Below are 18,079 nucleotides of genomic sequence, written 5' to 3' on the forward strand. Positions count from 1 at the left end.
CATGGTGCTGAGGGTGGTTGTGAGGGGGTCAGGGCCAGCCCCAATTGGCCCGATACCGTGGATGGGTGCTTGCTGATGGCCGTCAGGCGCGCCGACACGGCCTCGACGCGCTCTCTGGAATGGGTGCCGGCCGATACCACGCGCCCATCCGCGGCCGAGAGGCCGAAACCCGCCAGATCGCGCACGGATTCGAGGTTGCCGCCGCCGGCGATCAGGCCGTCACGTTCATCTCCGGCGACCCGGGGATCGGGAAGACGCGACTGTTGCAGCACGCTTTGCACATCGCAGCGGATCGCAACTGGACAACCATGGTCGTCGCGCCCGACATCGACTCGGCTCTCTCGCCGCTGGGCGCGCTGATCGGCGCGGCAACACGAACCGATCCGCCCCTGGTGACCAAAGATGACCTGGGCCCGCTCATGCTCTCGCCGGCACCGAAATACTGGCTGACCCGCATGATCGCCGAGTCGCTGGAGAGTCAAGCCAGCAAGTCCGGTGCGCTGGTCATAGTCGATGACCTGCAGTGGTTGGACGCAGGATCTCTCGGCGCCATCGCCGCACTCATCCACGACCTGCAAGGCGTCCCGGTGTACTGGGTTCTGGCCAGCCGCACCGGGGTCTACAGTGCAGCACATCAACGATTCCTCGCACGGATCGGCGAACTCACTCCCACCATCGACCTCCCGCCGCTGGACAAGATTGCGGTTGATGACATGGTTCGAGACGCGTTCGGCAGTCAGCCCGGGCCACGAGTCGAGCAAGCTCTCACTCGCGCCGCCGGGTATCCCCTACTCGTCCTCGAGCTCCTCCGCGGCCTGGAGGAGGAGGGTCTGCTCCAATCTGCCCGCGGGGTCATCGATCTTGATGACGACACCCTCCCCGCTCGTTTCGGAACATCTGCCAGGGACCGGCTGAATCATCTGAGTCGCGATGCGCTACGGATCGCGCAGATCGGGAGTCTCTACGGCAGGGACTTCCCCCTCAGCGGAGTACTCGACATCCTGGGTCAGACCGCTGCTGCGGCCGCACCCGCGCTTCAAGAGCTCCTCGACCTGGGTTTCGTGGTCGACACGAGCACGTCCTTCGCCTTCCGTCACGACACCGTTCAGGCGGCGGCGAGCGAGAGCTTGTCGCCCTCGCTTCGCCGGGCCATGACCCGTGAGGTGATCCACCGTCGCCTCCGCGCCGGGGAAGGGGTTGCCACTCTCGCGTCGGCGATCGTGTCGGTCGCCGAGGCCGGCGACGATGAGTCGATCGAGCTTCTCTTCCTCGCCGCCCAGCAGCTTTCCTCCACGGACGTGCAAGGAGCCGCTGAACTCGTCATCACCGGCGCTCAACTCACCTCCGGTAACGCGGCTCATGCCGACCGAGTCGCGGCCATGCTTCCCCTCGTCCTCGCTGGAGGACGAATCGAAGAGGCCATGGAGATGAGCCGCACGCTGAGGCCGCTTCTCAGTCCCGACGCTCGCGCGCGGGTCAGTCTCGCTCTGGCACGCCAACTCACCGAGTCGGACTTCGACGGCGCACTCCGCGAGTCTGCGGCGGGTCTTGCCATACCGGGCATCTCGGACGAGTCACGCGTCGGGCTGCTCTCCGTCCGCGCCCTCAACTTCGCCAACAAGGCTGATGAACAAGGGCTGCGCACCAGTCTGGCTCTCGCTCGGGAGGCGTCAGACGACGGCCGCGATGGGCTCGCTTTGGCCACGCTCGACGCGACAGAATCCGTGCTGGTCTTCTACCAAGGCGACTTCGACACGGCCGAACGGCTACAGCGGCAAGCGCTGGACCGCGTATCTCATCTCGGTATCCCGACCGGACTATGGCTCCCGGAAGGCCTCTGGTTGGCTTTCATGCGGAACAGTACCGGCCACTGCGACGAAGCCCTGCGACTCACCGACGACGGTCTGGCAGAAGTCCGCGCCGCAAAGAACGTCCTCGCCGAGGCCTATTGGATGATGGTCCGATCGCGGGTTCTGTACAGCCTCGGCCGGTTGGACGAGGCCCGGGCACAGGCCGAAACTGTCCTCGAGCTCGGAGAGCAGCTGGGGCTCGGCGATTTCATGAACGCCACCGCAGGAGTCGTTCTACATCGCATCTCCCTCCGCACCGGAGACGTACCGCTCCGAGAGAGGGTCCGCCCACTCATCCAGAGTCTTGCCGACAGTGTGGGTCTCACACGCACCGGCAGATGGAGTCTCGCCATGGAGGCACAAGAGCGGATGAGGCCAGACGAAGCATACGAATACTCCCGGCTTGCCATCGCGACGCTGCGGGACGCGACTCCCTCGATGACCACCCCCGCTGATTTCGCTGACGATTTCGTGCTCGCCTTCATCTGTCAGGTCGCCGGTGACCTTGATGCCGTTGACGTCGTCGTCGAGGTTGCACAGGACCGTGCCGACAAGAATCCAACGAACGTCTTCGTCGCTGCCGTCGCTCGGGCCGCGCGCGGTATCCGAGACCGCTCCGCTGACGACCTCCTTGCCGCCGCCGAACAACTTCGGCACGAATGCCGCCCTCTCGTCACGGGAACCCTGTTCGAGGCCGTCGGCATCTACTCAGCGACCCCGAAACAAGCCACAACCGCCCTGACCGACGCGTTGCATTTCTACACGCGCTGCGGTGCCACCCGCGACGCCACCCGCGTGCTCCAGATGCTGAGAAGCAAGGGTGTTCACCAGCGACCCATCAGCCCCACAGATGCCACGGATACAACAGGGCTGTCCCCCCGGGAACGTCAGGTCGCAGCGTTCATCAGTTCCGGCCTCACGACGCAGCAGATCGCCGATGAACTGCTGGTCTCTCCGCACACCGTCGTCACCTACATCCGACACATCTATGCGAAGTGGGGCCTCAACACGCGACGGGAGGTAGCCGAGCGCTACGCCGAGTTGGGTCCCGTCTAGCCGACCGAGTGCACTTCACGCATGGGTCCGATTCGTACCTGCAAGCGCGGGAGAGCCGACGCAAGGAGCGATGTGCCCGCTGTGCGATCCTTCCTCCGCACGCTGAGCAACCGTCTTGCGGGCTGACAGATCGACCGTCACCCGATCCAGACGAACAGGACGGCAGTGGGCGGGAAGTCCGTCGCTCGACGGATGTTCGAAGACGGTGGTCCTCATAGCCTGGGTGAAGGAGCAGAGAGGGCACACCATGAACAGCGCGTCGAACTCGCAAGCGGGCCTCTTCCGAGCCGCGACCGTGATGACGGTCGTCATTGCTGTCGGCTTCGTCGGCTTCGGACTCGCCGTCCAGAGTTGGGGAGTGGTCGCCGTGTTCACCGTCATCGGCATCGCGGGACTCAGCACCTGGCCGGCGGTCACTCGTAGGTCTGACCGGGCGTAGCACCCCTGCGCCGGCGCCATCAGCCCCCGAGCGTCAGCCGCCACTCCCACGCGTAGCTGCTGCCCGCGAGACGGTGGCGCTTCGGGGTGTCCGGCCCGAGCAGCGCCGAGCCGAGGCCGCGGTGCGCGACGTCGAGGTGCACCACGGTCGCGCTCGAGGCGGGAAGCTCCCACCAGTGGTCGGCCGCCTCGAGTTGCGCGACCGTGTGGCGGCCGACGCCCACGTGCAGCGGGGCGGCGTGCGAGGTCGTGACCACCCCGGCCGGGCCGCTCAGGCGCAGGCGCCGCACACCGCCGCGCAGTCCGTTCTCCTGTGGCCGCGTGTACGGCACGGGCAGCGCGTCGATCAGGCTCGACCAGGCGCCGAGCAGAGCGCCCGAGGCGCGGTCGGGGTAGTTCTCCCACGGCCCGAGGCCGAGCCACTCCGCCTCGTCGAAGCCGTCGACAAGCGACAAGACGACGCCGACCCGCAGTCCGTCGCTCGTGCCCTCGGGCAGCTCGACCCGCTCGCTCAGCAGGTAGTCGCCGTCGCCGAACTGGGCGATGCGGCGGGTGTGCACGACCCGGTCGCCGAACGCCGCCTCGTAGACGGTGGTCACGACGGCCACGGCGGCATCCTGAACCACGTCGACCGAGACCGGCTCGAGCGCGAAGAAGCCCGAGCGCACGAAGCGGTTGTCGTGCGAGAACGAGCGGTCGTGGTCGGTGAGGGCGCGCCAGAGCTCGAGCCGCGGCGCCTCGGTCAGCAGCGGGTGACGGATGCTCCCGCCCTCGCCGAGACACGGAGCACCCGCCTCCGACCACGGCAGCGACGCGGACACCGCGGGCAGCGGCACCTGCTCGACCGCGAGCTCCGTGCCGGCCGGCGCCCAGGCCGCGGCGGTCGCGGTCAGCAGCCGGACGGTCAGAGCCAGCGCATCCTCATGGGCGAGCAGCGAACGGATGCTCTCCGGCAGCGACACGGTCGCCGACGACCCCGGGGCGAGCCCCGGATCGGCTACCGTCACCGCACCCACCCGTCCGCTCGGCGTCTCCACGCTCAGCTCGACGGCGAAGCCCGAGAGGTCGGCGAAGGTCAGCCGGCTCCGCAGCTCGATGCGGCCGTTCCGCACGTCTTCAGCGCTCGCGACGACCCGTACCGGGCTGAACACCGAGCGCACCTCCCAGTAGGCCGGCTGCGGCGTGAGGTCGGGGAAGACGATGCCGTTCAGCAGAGTCGGCCCGTTGTTCGGCTCGTCGCCGAAGTCGCCGCCGTAGCGGAACCGCCCGTCGCCGTCGGGGTCGAGCGAGAGGTCCATGAACTGCCAGATGAAGCCGCCCTGGAGCCCCGGCAGGGTGTCGAACAGCTCCCAGTAGTCGGCGAGCGCTCCGGTCGCGTTGCCCTGCGAGTACGCGTACTCGCAGAGGATGAGGGGCCGGTCGGCACGGGCATCCGCCGAATAGGAGCGCAGGGCGTCGAACGACGGGTACATGGGGCAGACGATGTCGGTGGCCCTGTGGCCGCCGTGCCAGTCGGTCGAGATCGCGCCCTCGTAGTGCACGGGGCGGGTGGGGTCGACGGTTCTCAGCCAGGCCGCGGCGGTGTCGTGCGCGGCACCGTAGCCGGTCTCGTTGCCGAGCGACCAGGCGATGATGCCGGCGTGGTTGCGGTCGCGCAGCACCATCCGCTGCACGCGTTCGAGGATGGGACCGAGGTAGGCCGGGTCGTCGGCGATCGTCGAGGCGAAGGCGTGTCCCTCGACGTCGGCCTCGTCGACGACGTAGAGGCCGAGCTCGTCGCAGAGGTCGAGGAACTCGGGATCGTTCGGGTAGTGGGAGGTGCGCACCGCGTTGATGTTGGCGCGCTTCATCAGGCTGAGCTCGTCGAGCATCCTCTGGCGGGTCATCACCCGGCCGGTCACGGGGTCGTGATCGTGGCGGTTGACGCCCTGCAGCAGGATGCGCCGGCCGTTCACCAGCAGGTCTCGCCCGACGATCTCGACCCGGCGGAAGCCCACCCGCAGCGAGGTGGCGTCGAGCACGGCGCCATCGGCGTCGACGAGCTCGACCAGCGCCTCCTCGAGGTGGGGCGTCTCGGCCGACCAGGGTGCGACCTCGAGGGCCTCGAACGAGAACTCCGCGGTGCCCGGGGCCGACTGCGGGGCCATCGCGGCGAAAGCGTCGGGGATCGCGCGGAACTCGGGCGGCACGGGAGCGCTGGCGGCGGTGATGCTGATCAGGTCCATGAAATCCGGGGGGAGCCTGGGCTCGGGCCGCACCGAACGTTCACGGCTGGGCTTCGGCAGCGTCGGGGCGGTGACCCGCGGTGCGACCGGACGCGTCTCGTCGTGGCCGAGCGCCCGCACGCGGATGCTGAAATCGTTCGACGGTAGGTGCTTCAGCCCGGCGGTCTCGACCCTGAGCTGCAGAGCGCCCCGGCCCGTGGCGGCGTCGAAGTCGGCGACGGCCACCACGTCGGCGAGCGCCACCGCGGGCAGGGTCACGAGGTGCACCGAGCGCGACAGACCCGACTGCCACCAGTGGTCCTGGTCCTCGAGGTAGGTCACCGCGCTCCACTTGGCCACGGTGAGCTCGAGCTCGTTGTCTCCGGCCACGAGCGCGTCGGTGATGTCGAACTCCGCAGCGAGGTGGGAGTCGGTGCTGGTGCCGACGTCGACGCCGTTCACCCGCACCCTCAGGTGCCCCTCGGCGGCACCCACGTGCAGCACGAGCCGTCGCGAACGGTCGAGTTCCGGCGCCTCGAAGCGCCGACGGTAGACGCCCGTGGGGTTCTGGACCGGCACGGTGGGCGGCACCTCCTCGAACGGCATGGCGACGTTCGTGTAGTGCGGCCCGTCGGAGAGACCGTCCATGGTCCAGAGACCGGGCACCGTCGCCGTCGCCCAGGCCTCGCCGAGGGGCGCGTCGGGTGCCGGCAGCAGCTGGAAGTCCCAGACCCCGTCGAGATCGACGACGGATGCCCGCCTGATCGAACTCATGGGCAGCCGATTGAGCGGCCGGAACCCCGCGTCGTCGTGGAAGGCGTCGGTCATGAGATCCTCGTCTCGGGCAGGAAACTGCGGTCGACGGCGGAGCGCTCGCCCACGATGGCGGCGGTCGCGGTGCGCCGGATGTCGTCGGAGGCCGACCCGACGCGGATCTCGACCGCACCGGGATCGATCACGTAGCGACCCTCGGCCGAGGTGAAGCCCAGCTGGGTGACCGGGATGTCGAAGGACACCGTGCGCTCCTCCCCCGGCTGGAGCGGCACCTTGGCGAAGGCGGCGAGCTGTTGCTCGGGCCTGGTAACTCCGACCCCCGGAAGGCGCAGATAGACCTGCACGGTCTCCGCGCCGGTGACGGCGCCCGTGTTGCGCACCGTCAGGGCGAGCTGCAGCATGCCGCTCGGCTCGACCGTCGGCGTCATGACCTCGATCGTGCCGTACTCGAACGAGGTGTACGAGAGCCCGTGCCCGAAGGCGTAGAGCGGCGTGTTCGGCAGGTCGACATAGCTCTGGAACTGGTCGTGCTCGGTGCGCCGGTGACCGCTGCCGCGTTTCTGGCCCTGGTAGATCGGTACCTGGCCGATGTGCCGCGGCACGGTGAAGGGCAGCTTGCCCGAGGGGGTGGTGACGCCGAACAGGGCGTCCGCGATCGCGGCGCCGCCCTCCGGCCCGGGGTAGTAGACGGCCACGACCGCGGCCGACTGCGCGGCGATCGCCCGGAGGTCGTAGGGCTTGCCGGCGTACAGCACCGCGATCACCGGGGTGCCGGTCGCCGCGACCCGCTCGAGCAGGTGCAGCTGAGCGGCGGGCAGCTCCATCGTCGCCGAGTCGGATCCCTCGCCCTCGGTGGCCCGGCCCGAGAACGCGGCTGATCGGCCGCCGATGGCGAGCACGACCACCTCGGCCTCGGCCGCGAGGGCCACGGCCGCGTCGATGTCCTGCGGCTCGGAGTCCATCACGCCGGTTCCCGGCGCGGTCGTCACCACGGCGTCGGGCGCGAGCGCACGGATGCCGTCGACGAGGCTGACCGCCCCGTACTGCTCCCGCGCCGCACCCTCGGGGTCGAGCTGGCGCATCGCCTCCATCCGGGCCTCGACCTCGGCTCGCACCGACTCCGGCAGCCCGTCGAGCGCGCCCTCCCAGCCGGCCATCCGGGCCTCGCCGGTCGCGATGCCGCGCAGCATCTCGAGGACCGGTGGGTAGGTGTAGTTCGCGAACCCGGCGAGCACCGAGTCGGCGTGCGGGCCCAGCACGGCGATCGAGCGGTGGGTCGGCGCGAGCGGGAGCACCCCAGCCCGGTTCTCGAGCAGCGTGACCGACTCGGCGGCCAGGGTGCGGGAGAGCTCCCGCCCGCGCTGCGACACCTCGGTCAGCACGATCGGGTCGGTCTCCGCGTAGGGGTCCTCGAACAGGCCGAGCGCGAACTTCTGCGTCAGCACCCGCAGCACCGAGCGGTCGAGCAGCGCGACGTCGACGTCACCCCGGTCGATCGCCGCGGCCAGCTCGTCGGTGTACCCGTAAGCCACCGGCAGCTCGACGTCGAGGCCGGCCCGCAGCCCCAGCGCACCCGCGGTGACGGCGTCGGGTGCGGCCCCCTGGCGCACCACCGAGTAGTAGAGGGTGCGGTAGTCGGAGACCACGGTGCCCGTGAAGCCGAGCTCGTCGCGCAGCAGCGTGTCGAGCACCTCCGGCGACAGCCCCACCGGCACGCCGTCGATCTCGGAGTAGCTGTTCATCACGCTCGCGAGCCCCGCCTCGCGGATGGCCGCCTCGAACGGCACCGCGTAGACGTCCCTGAGTTCCCGCGGGCCCGCATGGGTGGCCGCCATGTTCTGGCCACCCTCGGTCGAGGAGTAGCCGAGGAAGTGCTTCGCGGTGGCGAGCACCGACCGCCGGGGGTCGCCGCTCTGCAGTCCCCGCGCGTAGGCGACGCCCATCGCCGACACCAGCAGCACCTCCTCGCCGAAGGTCTCGTGCACGCGCCCCCAGCGCGCGTCGCGGGCGACATCGAGCACCGGTGCCAGCGCCTGGCGTGCTCCCGCCGTCACCATCTGCTCCCGGACGAGCTCGGCCATCTCGCCCACCAGCTCCGGCCGCCAGGTGGCGGCCAGCCCGATGGCGGTGGGGAACGAGGTGAAGCCTTCGCCGAGCACGCCGTTGAGCGTCTCGTTGTGCACGAGGGCGGGGATGCCCAGCCGCGTGCGCTCCATCAGGTACCGCTGGATGCCGTTCGACAGCTCGACCACGGTGCCGAGCGACCCGGTGCCGACGAAGAGGGCACCGATCTGGCCGATGCCCTCCCCGAGCAGCCGGTCGAGGCTGCCCCGGTCGAGGCCCCCGCTGAAGCCGGTGAGCGTGTTGGCGAGCACGCCGGTGAGCTGATGCATCTTCTCGGTCGTCGTCATCCGCTCGAGCAGATGACGGGCCCGCGCCTCGGCGGGGTGGGACGGGTCGAGGTGGTTCACGGCTGGTCTCCTGAGGGGGTGGTGGGCGGATGCACGCCCGTCGACTCGCGCACGACGAGGGTCGTGGCGAGCAGCGGGTTCTCGGGCCGGGTGCGCTCGGTGTCGTCGTCGCCGGCGAGTTCGGCGAGGAGGCTTGCGACTGCACGCTCTCCGGCCGCGACGAGCTGGGCGCGCACCGTGGTCAGGCGCGGGGTGATCAATTCGCTGCCGAAGATGTCGTCGAAGCCCGCGACGCTGAGATCGCGGGGGACGCGGATGCCCTCGGTCGCCGCCGCCTGCATCAGGCCGATCGCGATCAGGTCGTTGAACGCGACCGCTGCGGTCGACCGGGCCGCGACGACCCGGCGGAGCGCGGACCGGCCGCCCTCGATCGTCGGGGCGTTCGGGCCGATCTCGACCAGGGCGACGCCGAGCCGCTCGGTGACGTCGAGCATGCGGCTGAACCGCTGCTCGCTGATCCAGGACGCCTCGGGGCCGGCCAGGTAGGCGATGGAGCGGTGCCCCAGCTCGACGAGATGCGTCAGGAGCTCGGTCACCCCGCTGTCGATGTCGGGCAGGATGCCGACGACGCCGTCGACCTCCCGGTTGATCAGCACGACCGGCTTCTGCGCCGCGATCTGGCGGATGCGGTCGCTCGCCAGTCGCGTCGTCGCGAGCACGATGCCGTCGACGCTCGGCATGATGCGATCGATGGCCTCCGACTCGGTGTCACCCGACTCCTGCGACTCGGCGACGACGAGCGTGTAGCCCGCGGCCTTGGCGGCGCCCTCGGCACCGCGGACGATGCCGAAGACGACGGGGTTGGTGATGTCGGCCACGAGCAGCGCGATGGTGCGGCTGCGCCCGGTGGGCAGGGCCCGGGCCATCGGGTTGAACCGGAAGTTCAGCTGCTCGACCGCGTCGCGGATGCGCGCCTGCGTCGGCGCGCTGATCCGGCCGGGCTGCGACAGCGCCCTCGACACGGTCGACGGGCTGACCCCGGCGAGGTCGGCGACGTCGTAGATGGTCGCGACCCCGCTGCGGCGCCGGCGCGAGGGCGCGCGCTCGCCCTCCTCGCTCACCGCGGGCTCCGCGCCGGAACGCCGCGGGAGTGGATCTGGGAGCGCACCTCGTCCATCGTCCCGGCGATCCGCAGCGTGGCGGCGGCATCGTGCGACGGATGCTCGCGCAGCCCTTCGGCGATCGCCCCGTTCACGGCGCGGATCATCGGCACGTAGCCATTGCCCTCGCGCTCCCGCACCAGGCGATCGGGCGTGCGGAACAGCGCCTCGGGCGACCCGGCGTGCAACTCGGCGGTGTCGCCGGCCCAGAACATGGCCGGGATCTCGATCCAGCCGGCGGTGCCGCTGATCGCGGCGGAGGGGTCGCAGAACTCCAGCACGGAGCAGGCGGACTGCGAGCCCCGGCCGTCACCGTGGTCGAGCGAGATCTGCGCCGACACGTCCACACCGTCGAGCACGGAGCCGGTGGCCGTGACGGCCTGCGCGGGTCCGAGCATCCAGTCGGCCAGGGTGATCGGGTAGATGCCCTGGTCGAGCACCGTGCTGCCGCCGAGCTCGGCGCTCCAACGGCTGCCGCCCGCGGGGAACGGCATGCCGAAGCCGCCGCGCACCGAGCGCGGCTCACCGATCAGGCCGGCGAGAACGCGCTCGCGGAGCTCGACGTGCAGGGGGTTGAACTTCATCCACATCGCCTCCATGGCGAAGCGGTCGTTCCGCCGGGCGGCCTCGAAGACGGTGCGGCCCTCCTCGGTCGAGAAGGCGAACGGCTTCTCGACCAGCACGTGCTTCCCGGCCTCCAGGGCTCGGATCGCGAGCGGGGCGTGGGTCGCCACCGGCGTGGCCACGTAGACGGCATCCACGTCGTCGCGGGCGAGCACCTCGTCGAGCTCGGCGGAGGAGTGCGCCAGCCCGTGCCGCTCGGCGAACGCGGCGGTCTTGTCAGCCGTGCGCCCCCAGACCGACACGACCGAACCGGGCTCCGCCTGCTGGAGGTCGGGCACGAACGACTCCGAGATGCGGCCGGTGCCGAGCACCGCCCACCGCACCCCGGACGGGTCAGCCGTCGGCACCGTCGGCACCGGTGACCTCGCCGCTCCCGGCGCCCGTGCTGCCGTCGCTGCCCGGCTTCCGGCCCTCGAGCCCGCGCCAGCGGGCGCGCAGCGCCCACGCGGCCGCCTTCGGCTTCCGGTCGCGGGTGAACACGCCCTTCTTGTTGCCCTCGACGCGGTGGATGCCGTTGGAGGTCGCGAAGTCGGCGAAGTTCCAGACCTGCTCGCCGATGAACTGCGGGAAGCGGTCGAAGACCCGGTGGTTCATCGCGAGGTAGTCGACCTGGTACTCCTCGGTCCAGGCCTGGTCCCAGACGGAGTGCACGCCGGGCTGGGTGTCGGCGCCGTACTCGGTCATCATGATCGGCTTGCCGGTGCGGTCGATCCAGCCCTGGATGTCGCCGTGCAGGTACGTCTCGGCGGTCGCCAGGTCACCGGTCGCGATGTACCAGCCGTAGTAGCGGTTGAGGCTGACGACGTCGAAGAGCTCGATGATGCGGTCGTTCTTGAACGTCGCGAACATCACCATGGCGTAGGTGAGCGGACGGGTCGGGTCGAGCTCGCGGGCCAGCTCGACGAGCGGCGTGAAGTACTCCAGCGCGCCCTCCTCGTTCGAGGCCGGCTCGTTGGCGATGCACCACATCACGACGGAGGCGTGGTTCTTGTCGCGCGTGATCAGCGCGCGCAGGTGCTCGGCGTGGGCCGCCTGGGTGGCGGCACCGGCGTACTGCTCCGAGAAGGTGGGGAACGGCGGGGTGCCGGTCATGCCTCCGACGACGCCCATGTTGAGCCCGACCGCCGCCGTCTCGTCGACCACGACGATGCCGTGGCGGTCGGCGAAGTCGAGCACCTCCTCGGCGTAGGGGTAGTGCGAGGTGCGGAACGAGTTCGCGCCGCTCCACTCCATCAGCTGGAAGTCGTGCACGAGATAGGCGTCGTCGTGGCCCTTGCCGCGCACCGCGGTGTCCTCGTGCTTGCCGAAGCCCGTGAAGTAGAACGGCTCGCCGTTGATCAGGAACTCGTGCCCGCGCACCTCGACGGTGCGCACGCCGACGGCGACGGGATAGCTGTCGATCACGGAGTCGCCCTCGTCGAGCAGCTCGACGGTCAGCTCGTAGAGGTAGGCGGCCCCCGGCTGCCAGAGCGTGACGTCGGGCACAGTGAGCGACCCCGAGGCGCCCTGGCCCGTGGCGACCGGAGCCCCCGCGGCATCGCTCAGGCTCACCCGCACGCGCGCCTCGTCCACGCCGTCGGTCACGACGGTCCAGTCGACCGACCCGGTCGCGCCCTCGAAGCCGGTCACCACCGTGACGTCGGCGATGCGCGTCTTCGGCTCGCTGTGCAGCCAGACCGAGCGGGCGAGGCCGGCGTAGTTGTAGAAGTCGTGGAAGTAGGTCTGCTTCTTCTTCCCGTTCATCCCGACCTCGATCTTCCCTGGCGGGATGGTCTCGTTGCTGAGGTCGCCGCTCACCGCGACGGTGAGCCGGAAGCGCTCCCCCGCGGCGACGCGGTCGGTGATGTCGACGTCGAACGGCAGGTAGCCGCCAACGTGCTCGCCGGCGAGCTCGTCGTCGACGTAGACCTTCGCCGCATGCGTGGCCGCGTCGAAGCGCAGCAGGACGCGCTCGCCGCCCCAGCCCCGGGGAACCCGCACCTCTCGCTGGTAGTAGACCCAGCCGACGTGGTCGCGGATCTCGGGATCGACGAACAGGTCGTTGTAACTGGCCGGCACCGCCGCCTCGAGCGGGGTGCCGAGGAGGCCGGTCCAGGGTTCGGCACCGGCGCGCGAGTCGATCGCGAACCGCCAGACCCCGTCGAGGTTGACGAGTTCACGGGTGGGGGTGGAGATGGGCTTCAACATCACAGGTCCTTCGTACGGTTCAGGGGAGGCGGGTCAGGCGAGCGCGTTGCGGCGAGCGACGTCGCCGAGCCAGCCGAGGCTCGGCTTGGGCGTGCGCACGAAGGTCTCGCGGTCGACGGCGATCAGGCCGAAGGTGGGCTCCCAGTGACCCCACTCGTAGTTGTCGAGCAGCGTCCAGTGCAGGTAGCCGCGCACGTCGACGCCCTCCTCGATGGTGTCGTGCAGCCCCTGCAGGGCCTCGTCGGTGTAGCGGATGCGCTGCTCGTCGTCCTTCGTGGCGATGCCGTTCTCGGTGATCAGCACGGGCACTCCGCCGGTGACCTCCCAGGCGTGGCGCACGGCCATGGCGAGGGAGTCGGGACGGTAGGCCGTCCCGACGAGGGTGTTGTCGGGCGAGACGGGGTGCGGCACGAGACCGTGGGCGTCGACCTCCTGGCTCGAGTAGGCCTGCACACCGACGAAGTCGTCACCGCGGCTGCCCTCCCAGAACACGTCCTCCTTGCCGTAGCGGATCTCCGCGAGCTTCTCCTCACCGCCGGGAGCGGCGGTCAGCGCTCCGGCCGCGATCGTCCAGCCGACCTTCGCGGAGGTCTTCTCGCGCACGACGGCGCGCGCCGCGTGGTGGATGCGCACGAACATCCGCCCGATCTCGGGGTCGGCGTTGGCGAGGAAGTTGCGGGAGGCGCGCTGGCGCTCCTCGTCGGTGGCGTGCTCGACCGTGGGGCTCGTCCAGCTGCCGTCGGCCGACTGCTGCATGCGCTTCATGGCGGTCATGATGGCGGCCTGCATGTTGGGCTCGTTCATCGTGGCCACCCACTCGACGCCGTCGAGCACGGTGCAGGCCTCGGCGACGTAGCGGGCGAACTTATCCGACGCGTCCGGCGCCGACCAGCCCCCTGCCTCGGCGAACCACTGCGGGGTGGTGAAGTGCTGCAGGGTGACGACCGGGGTCACGCCCGCCTCGAGGCAGGCGTCGACTATCCGCCGGTAGTGGGCGAGCTCGGCGCGCGAGAAGCGGCCCTCGATCGGCTCGATGCGCGACCACTCGAAGCTGAAGCGGTAGGAGTCGAGGCCGGCCTCGGCGAGCAGCGCGATGTCCTCGCCGTAGCGGTGGTAGCTGTCACAGGCGTCGCCCGAGAGGTCCATGCCGGGCGTCACCTGCTCGCGCGCCCACCAGTCGCTGTTGACGTTGTTGCCCTCGATCTGGTGGCCGGCGGTCGAGGCGCCCCAGAGGAAGCCGTTCGGGAATGCGGTGGTCATCGGTGATCCTTCTCTGTCGGTGCGGTGTCGGTGGGGGTCGTGCAGTGGACGCGGGTGACGGTGGCCGGGCCGCCGAGCGCCTCGATGCCGGCCATCCGGCCGGTGAAGCCGCCGGCCACCTCGGTGGAGAGGTACCGGCCGTCGAGGGTGAAGAGGTGGCGTTCCTCGCCGGCGGAGGCGTAGCCGAGGACGATCCGGTCGGGGCCCTTCCGCGCACCGGGGGGAGCGTCGAAGGGGATCGAGCTGACGACCAGCGAGGCCGACGTCGGCACTCCCCGCTCGCTCGCGACGATCCCGGCGAGGGGGCCGATGACGACCTTGGCCCGCACCTCGTCGCCGACCCGCTCGACCGCGGCCTGGTGCTCGTCGTCGATCCGCACCGACAGCGCGAAGTCTCCGGCGCCCTCGGCCGAGACGGTCCACTCGAGGTGCTCGATCCGGGTGGCCAGCAGGCGCTCGGCCGCTGTGGCGTCGGCCGCCCGCCCGGCCGCGAGGACGAGTCCCTGCGGCCCCGGGCGGGCGAACTCCGCCGGATCGGCTCCCGGAGACACCCACCGCGGATGCAGCGACCCGGAGTCGAAGGTCTCGACGAAGCCCTGCGGATCCTCTGCGGCTTCGAAACGGCCCTCCACCACGACGGGCCAGTCGTCGACCCAGTCGATTCCGGCGAGGAAGGTCTCGCGGCCGTTGGTGTGCCAGCGCGGGAAAGAACCCCGCGGCCGGGTGCCGAGGTGCACGAGCGCCCAGCCGCCGTCGGCGAGCTGGACGAGATCGGCGTGACCGGTGGCCTGCACGGGCAGCGAGGTGCTCCGATGGGTGAGGATCGGGTTCGCGGGGTTCGACTCGAAGGGCCCGTCGACCGCCCGGGACCGGGCGACCGTGACCATGTGGCCGGCGCCCGTTCCGCCCTCGGCGACGAGGAGGTAGAACCAGCCGTTGCGGGAGTACAGGTGCGGGCCCTCCGCATGCGCCCCGCCGGTGCCCTGCCAGAGGCTGCTCGGCTCGGAGAGCACGGTGCCCTCGAAGGGATCGATCAGCGCCTGGGAGATGCCGCCGCGCAGCACGTCGGACCACGTCAGGCGGCAGGAGCCGTCGTCGTCCCAGTGCAGGTCGGGGTCGATGCCCACGAGACCGGCGACGTGCACCGGGTCGCTCCAGGGTCCCTCCGGATTTTCCGCGTGCACGATGAGGTGGCCGCGGGCGACCTCGTGGATGTTCGTCGTGACGAGCCAGAACAGACCGTCGTGGTGGCGCAGGGTGGGAGCGTAGACGCCCCCGCTCGCGCCGTCGAGGCCCGCGCGGGTCGTCAGCTGCGACGGCCGGTCGAGCACGTTGCCCACGAGCTCCCACGAGAGCAGGTCGGTGCTCGTGTAGAGGGGGACTCCGGGGAAGTACTCGAAGCTCGAGGTGGCGAGGAAGTACCGGTCGCCGACACGGCAGATGCTGGGATCGGGATGGAATCCGGGGATGATCGGGGCGCTCATCCGCCCACCCCCGCGGCCGAGGCGCGGCGCTCGAGGCGGCGGCGGCGCTGCTCCTCGGGGTCGGCGACCGGCGCCGCGAGCAGCAGGGTGCGGGTGTACGGATGCTCGGGCGTCGACGTCACGTCGACGGCCGGACCCGTCTCGACCAGATCGCCCCGGTAGAGCACGGCCACACGGTGGCTGATGTGCCGGATGACGGTGAGGTCGTGCGAGATGAAGAGGTAGGCGACACCCGTCTGCCGCTGGATGTCGACCAGCAGGTCCATCACCAGCGCCTGCGTCGTGAGATCGAGGGCCGAGACCGGCTCGTCGCAGACGATGAGCTTGGGCTGCGGGCCGAGGGCACGGGCGATCGCGATGCGCTGCCGCTGCCCGCCCGAGAACTCGCGGGGCAGCCTCTCGACCGCGTCGGACGGCAGGCCCACCTGGTCGAGCAGGCTCCGCACCCGCGCCCGGGCGTCGCGCCGGGTGGCGCCCTGGATGACGAGCGGCTCGGCGAGCGTGTCGCCGATCGTGATCGAGGGGTTCAGTGAGGAGTACGGGTCCTGGAAGACCACCTGGATGTCGTCGGAGAGGCCGCGCCGCGCGCGGCCCTGAAGCCCGCCGATCTCGCGTCCCTCGAAGTGGATGGTGCCCCCGGACGGCTTGACCAGGCCGAGCACGGCCCGGCCGATGGTGGTCTTGCCCGATCCGGACTCGCCCACGAGCCCGAGGGTCTCCCCCGGTGCCACGGACAGCGACACCCCGTGCAGCACCTCGACCGGCTTCGCGCGGAAGCCCCGGCCGGGGAAGGAGACCCGGAGGCCGTCGATCTCGAGCAGGGTCATGCCTGGCCTCCTTGGGCGGCCGCCGCGACGGGCGGATCGGTGCGGTACGAGGACTCGTCGAGGATCGCGCCCAGCAGGGTCTTCGTGTAGGGGTGCTGCGGGCTGCCGAAGACCTGAGCGGCGGTGCCGGTCTCGACGATGCGGCCCTGCTTCATCACCGCGATCCGGTCGCAGAGGTCGGCGACGACACCGAAGTTGTGCGTGACGATCAGCACCGCCATGTCGAGCTCGGCCTGCAGGTCGCGGAGCAGGTCGAGGATCTCGGCCTGCACCGTCACGTCGAGCGCCGTGGTGGGCTCGTCGGCGATGAGCAGCTTCGGCCGGCTCGCCACGGCACCGGCGATCAGCACGCGCTGGGCCATGCCGCCCGAGATCTGGTGCGGGTAGGAGTCGAAAGTGCGTGCCGGGTCGGCGATCCCACAGCGTTCGAGCAGCGCGAGCACCCGGGCCTTGGCCTCCTTCTTGGAGACCTTCAGCGCCGACCGCACCCCCTCCACGAGCTGTGCGCCCACCCGGTAGGACGGATCGAGGTTCGACATCGGCTCCTGCGGGATGTACGCGATCTCCTTGCCCCGGAGCGGGCGCATCTCGCCGTCGGAGAGTCCGATCAGCTCCCGGCCCTCGAACACGATCGAGCCGCCCGTGATGACGGCCTCGTTCGGCAGCACCCCGAGGGTGGCGAACGCGGTCTGCGACTTGCCCGACCCCGACTCCCCGACGAGGCCGAGCACCTCGCCGCGCGCGATCTCGAGGTCGACGCCCTTCACGACCTCGAACAGCGCCCCCGTCGGGGTGGGATAGGCAATGGCCAGCCCGCGCACGGCAAGCAGCGCATCCGCCGCCGCCTCGGGCCGCACCGAGTCGATCTCGGCGACCCGCTGGCCGGCCCCGACCTTCGACGGCTTCGGCTTCGAGCCCTCGAACGCGTCGCGGAGCGAGTTGCCGAGCAGCACCAGCGAGGCGGTGATCAGCCCGAGCAGGAGGCTCGGCCAGAGGAACTGGGTGGGCGCGATGTAGAGGTTGCGGAAGCCCGACGAGATCATCGCTCCGAAGCTCGGGATCTCGAGTGACCCGACGCCGAGGAAGGCCAGGCCCGACTGCACGGCGATCGTGGATCCGACCATGAACGCGGCGGCGATGATGATCGGACCGCGCACCACGGTGAGCACGTGCCGCCCGAGGATGCGCAGGGTGCCGACGCCGGAGACGCGGGCCGCGTCGACGTAGAGCTCGTTCTTGACCCCGAGCACCAGGTTGCGCACGATGCGGTAGATGCCGGGAGCGAGCAGCACACCGAAGATCAGCATCGTCGCCCGGTAGTCGCCGCCGGTGACGGGCATCAGGATGATAAGCAGCAGCAGACCGGGGAAGGTCATGATCAGGCTGAAGATCCACTCGGTGGTGGCCCGGGTGGCCCGCCCGAAGTAGCCGCCGATGAGGCCGGCGGTGATGCCGACGATCAGGGCGACGCCGGTGCCGAGGAGGGCGGAGACGGCGGCCGTGTTGATCGAGTGCAGCAGCCGGCTGAAGATGTCACGGCCCGACTCGTCGGCGCCGAGGGGGTATCCCGGGGTTCCGGGGGGCGCGTTGACCATGCTGAGCGCCGATTCGTTCGGGCCGTGCAGCGCGATCAGCGGGGTGAGCAGCCCCAGGGTGAAGATCACGATCAGGATGCCGGCGGTGATGACCGCCTGCGGGTCCTTCAGCAGCTTCTTCCAGAGCGGGGTGCGGGACGCAGCGACGGCCGCCGCCTGCGCGACCGCGATGGACTCCGTGCTGGGTGCGGCGACCGACTTCGTCACCG

The 18,079-nt window shown here is 70.5% G+C and carries 11 protein-coding genes; 2 read left to right on the forward strand and 9 right to left on the reverse strand.

The window, feature by feature from the left end; translation table 11 throughout:
- Positions 1–65 precede the first annotated feature (65 nt).
- Both HQQ85_RS06840 and HQQ85_RS06845 read left to right on the forward strand, forming a co-directional pair.
- Positions 66–2,906 carry a LuxR family transcriptional regulator gene (locus HQQ85_RS06840; protein ID WP_173181798.1) on the forward strand — a complete coding sequence of 947 codons (2,841 nt, stop codon included), beginning with the start codon at positions 66–68 and terminating at the stop codon, positions 2,904–2,906.
- Positions 2,907–3,153: 247 nt separating this feature from the next.
- Positions 3,154–3,345, forward strand: a complete 192-nt coding sequence (locus HQQ85_RS06845; RefSeq protein WP_173181799.1) for a hypothetical protein — start codon at positions 3,154–3,156, stop codon at positions 3,343–3,345.
- Between the two features lie 19 nt (positions 3,346–3,364).
- Here the strand turns inward: HQQ85_RS06845 and HQQ85_RS06850 are convergent, their stop codons facing one another.
- The 9 genes from HQQ85_RS06850 to HQQ85_RS06890 are packed head-to-tail and all read right to left on the reverse strand — an operon-like array spanning position 3,365 to position 18,077.
- Complete coding sequence (locus HQQ85_RS06850; protein ID WP_173181800.1) at positions 3,365–6,376, reverse strand: glycoside hydrolase family 2 TIM barrel-domain containing protein; 3,012 nt, start codon at positions 6,374–6,376, stop codon at positions 3,365–3,367.
- Complete coding sequence (locus tag HQQ85_RS06855; RefSeq protein ID WP_216851580.1) at positions 6,373–8,793, reverse strand: glycoside hydrolase family 3 N-terminal domain-containing protein; 2,421 nt, start codon at positions 8,791–8,793, stop codon at positions 6,373–6,375. The genes HQQ85_RS06850 and HQQ85_RS06855 overlap by 4 nt, the downstream gene beginning before the upstream one ends.
- Positions 8,790–9,854, reverse strand: coding sequence for a LacI family DNA-binding transcriptional regulator (locus HQQ85_RS06860; RefSeq protein ID WP_173181801.1), 1,065 nt, complete (start codon positions 9,852–9,854; stop codon positions 8,790–8,792). The genes HQQ85_RS06855 and HQQ85_RS06860 overlap by 4 nt, the downstream gene beginning before the upstream one ends.
- Positions 9,851–10,864 carry a Gfo/Idh/MocA family protein gene (locus HQQ85_RS21595; protein WP_173181802.1) on the reverse strand — a complete coding sequence of 338 codons (1,014 nt, stop codon included), beginning with the start codon at positions 10,862–10,864 and terminating at the stop codon, positions 9,851–9,853. The genes HQQ85_RS06860 and HQQ85_RS21595 overlap by 4 nt, the downstream gene beginning before the upstream one ends.
- On the reverse strand, positions 10,851–12,704 hold the full coding sequence (gene uidA, locus HQQ85_RS06870) for a beta-glucuronidase (RefSeq protein WP_173181803.1): 1,854 nt from the start codon (positions 12,702–12,704) through the stop codon (positions 10,851–10,853). The genes HQQ85_RS21595 and uidA overlap by 14 nt, the downstream gene beginning before the upstream one ends.
- Before the next feature lie 33 nt (positions 12,705–12,737).
- The gene (locus HQQ85_RS06875; RefSeq protein WP_173181804.1) at positions 12,738–13,964 is read right to left on the reverse strand and encodes a glycoside hydrolase family 1 protein; all 1,227 of its coding nucleotides are present in this window, start codon (positions 13,962–13,964) and stop codon (positions 12,738–12,740) included.
- On the reverse strand, positions 13,961–15,448 hold the full coding sequence (locus tag HQQ85_RS06880; RefSeq protein ID WP_173181805.1) for a glycoside hydrolase family 43 protein: 1,488 nt from the start codon (positions 15,446–15,448) through the stop codon (positions 13,961–13,963). The genes HQQ85_RS06875 and HQQ85_RS06880 overlap by 4 nt, the downstream gene beginning before the upstream one ends.
- Positions 15,445–16,275, reverse strand: a complete 831-nt coding sequence (locus tag HQQ85_RS06885; protein ID WP_173181806.1) for an ATP-binding cassette domain-containing protein — start codon at positions 16,273–16,275, stop codon at positions 15,445–15,447. The genes HQQ85_RS06880 and HQQ85_RS06885 overlap by 4 nt, the downstream gene beginning before the upstream one ends.
- On the reverse strand, positions 16,272–18,077 hold the full coding sequence (locus tag HQQ85_RS06890; RefSeq protein WP_371741804.1) for a dipeptide/oligopeptide/nickel ABC transporter permease/ATP-binding protein: 1,806 nt from the start codon (positions 18,075–18,077) through the stop codon (positions 16,272–16,274). The genes HQQ85_RS06885 and HQQ85_RS06890 overlap by 4 nt, the downstream gene beginning before the upstream one ends.
- Between the last annotated feature and the right edge of the window lie 2 nt (positions 18,078–18,079).

The organism is Herbiconiux sp. VKM Ac-2851, from assembly GCF_013205105.1.
In the GTDB taxonomy this organism is placed as follows: Bacteria; Actinomycetota; Actinomycetes; order Actinomycetales; family Microbacteriaceae; genus Herbiconiux; species Herbiconiux flava.

Coding starts and splice junctions, on each gene's coding strand:
- HQQ85_RS06845 (WP_173181799.1), top strand. CDS start 3,154: ATGAACAGCGCGTCGAACTCGCAAGCGGGCCTCTTCCGAGCCGCGACC.
- HQQ85_RS06850 (WP_173181800.1), bottom strand. CDS start 6,376: ATGACCGACGCCTTCCACGACGACGCGGGGTTCCGGCCGCTCAATCGG.
- uidA (WP_173181803.1), bottom strand. CDS start 12,704: ATGTTGAAGCCCATCTCCACCCCCACCCGTGAACTCGTCAACCTCGAC.
- HQQ85_RS06875 (WP_173181804.1), bottom strand. CDS start 13,964: ATGACCACCGCATTCCCGAACGGCTTCCTCTGGGGCGCCTCGACCGCC.
- HQQ85_RS06880 (WP_173181805.1), bottom strand. CDS start 15,448: ATGAGCGCCCCGATCATCCCCGGATTCCATCCCGATCCCAGCATCTGC.
- HQQ85_RS06885 (WP_173181806.1), bottom strand. CDS start 16,275: ATGACCCTGCTCGAGATCGACGGCCTCCGGGTCTCCTTCCCCGGCCGG.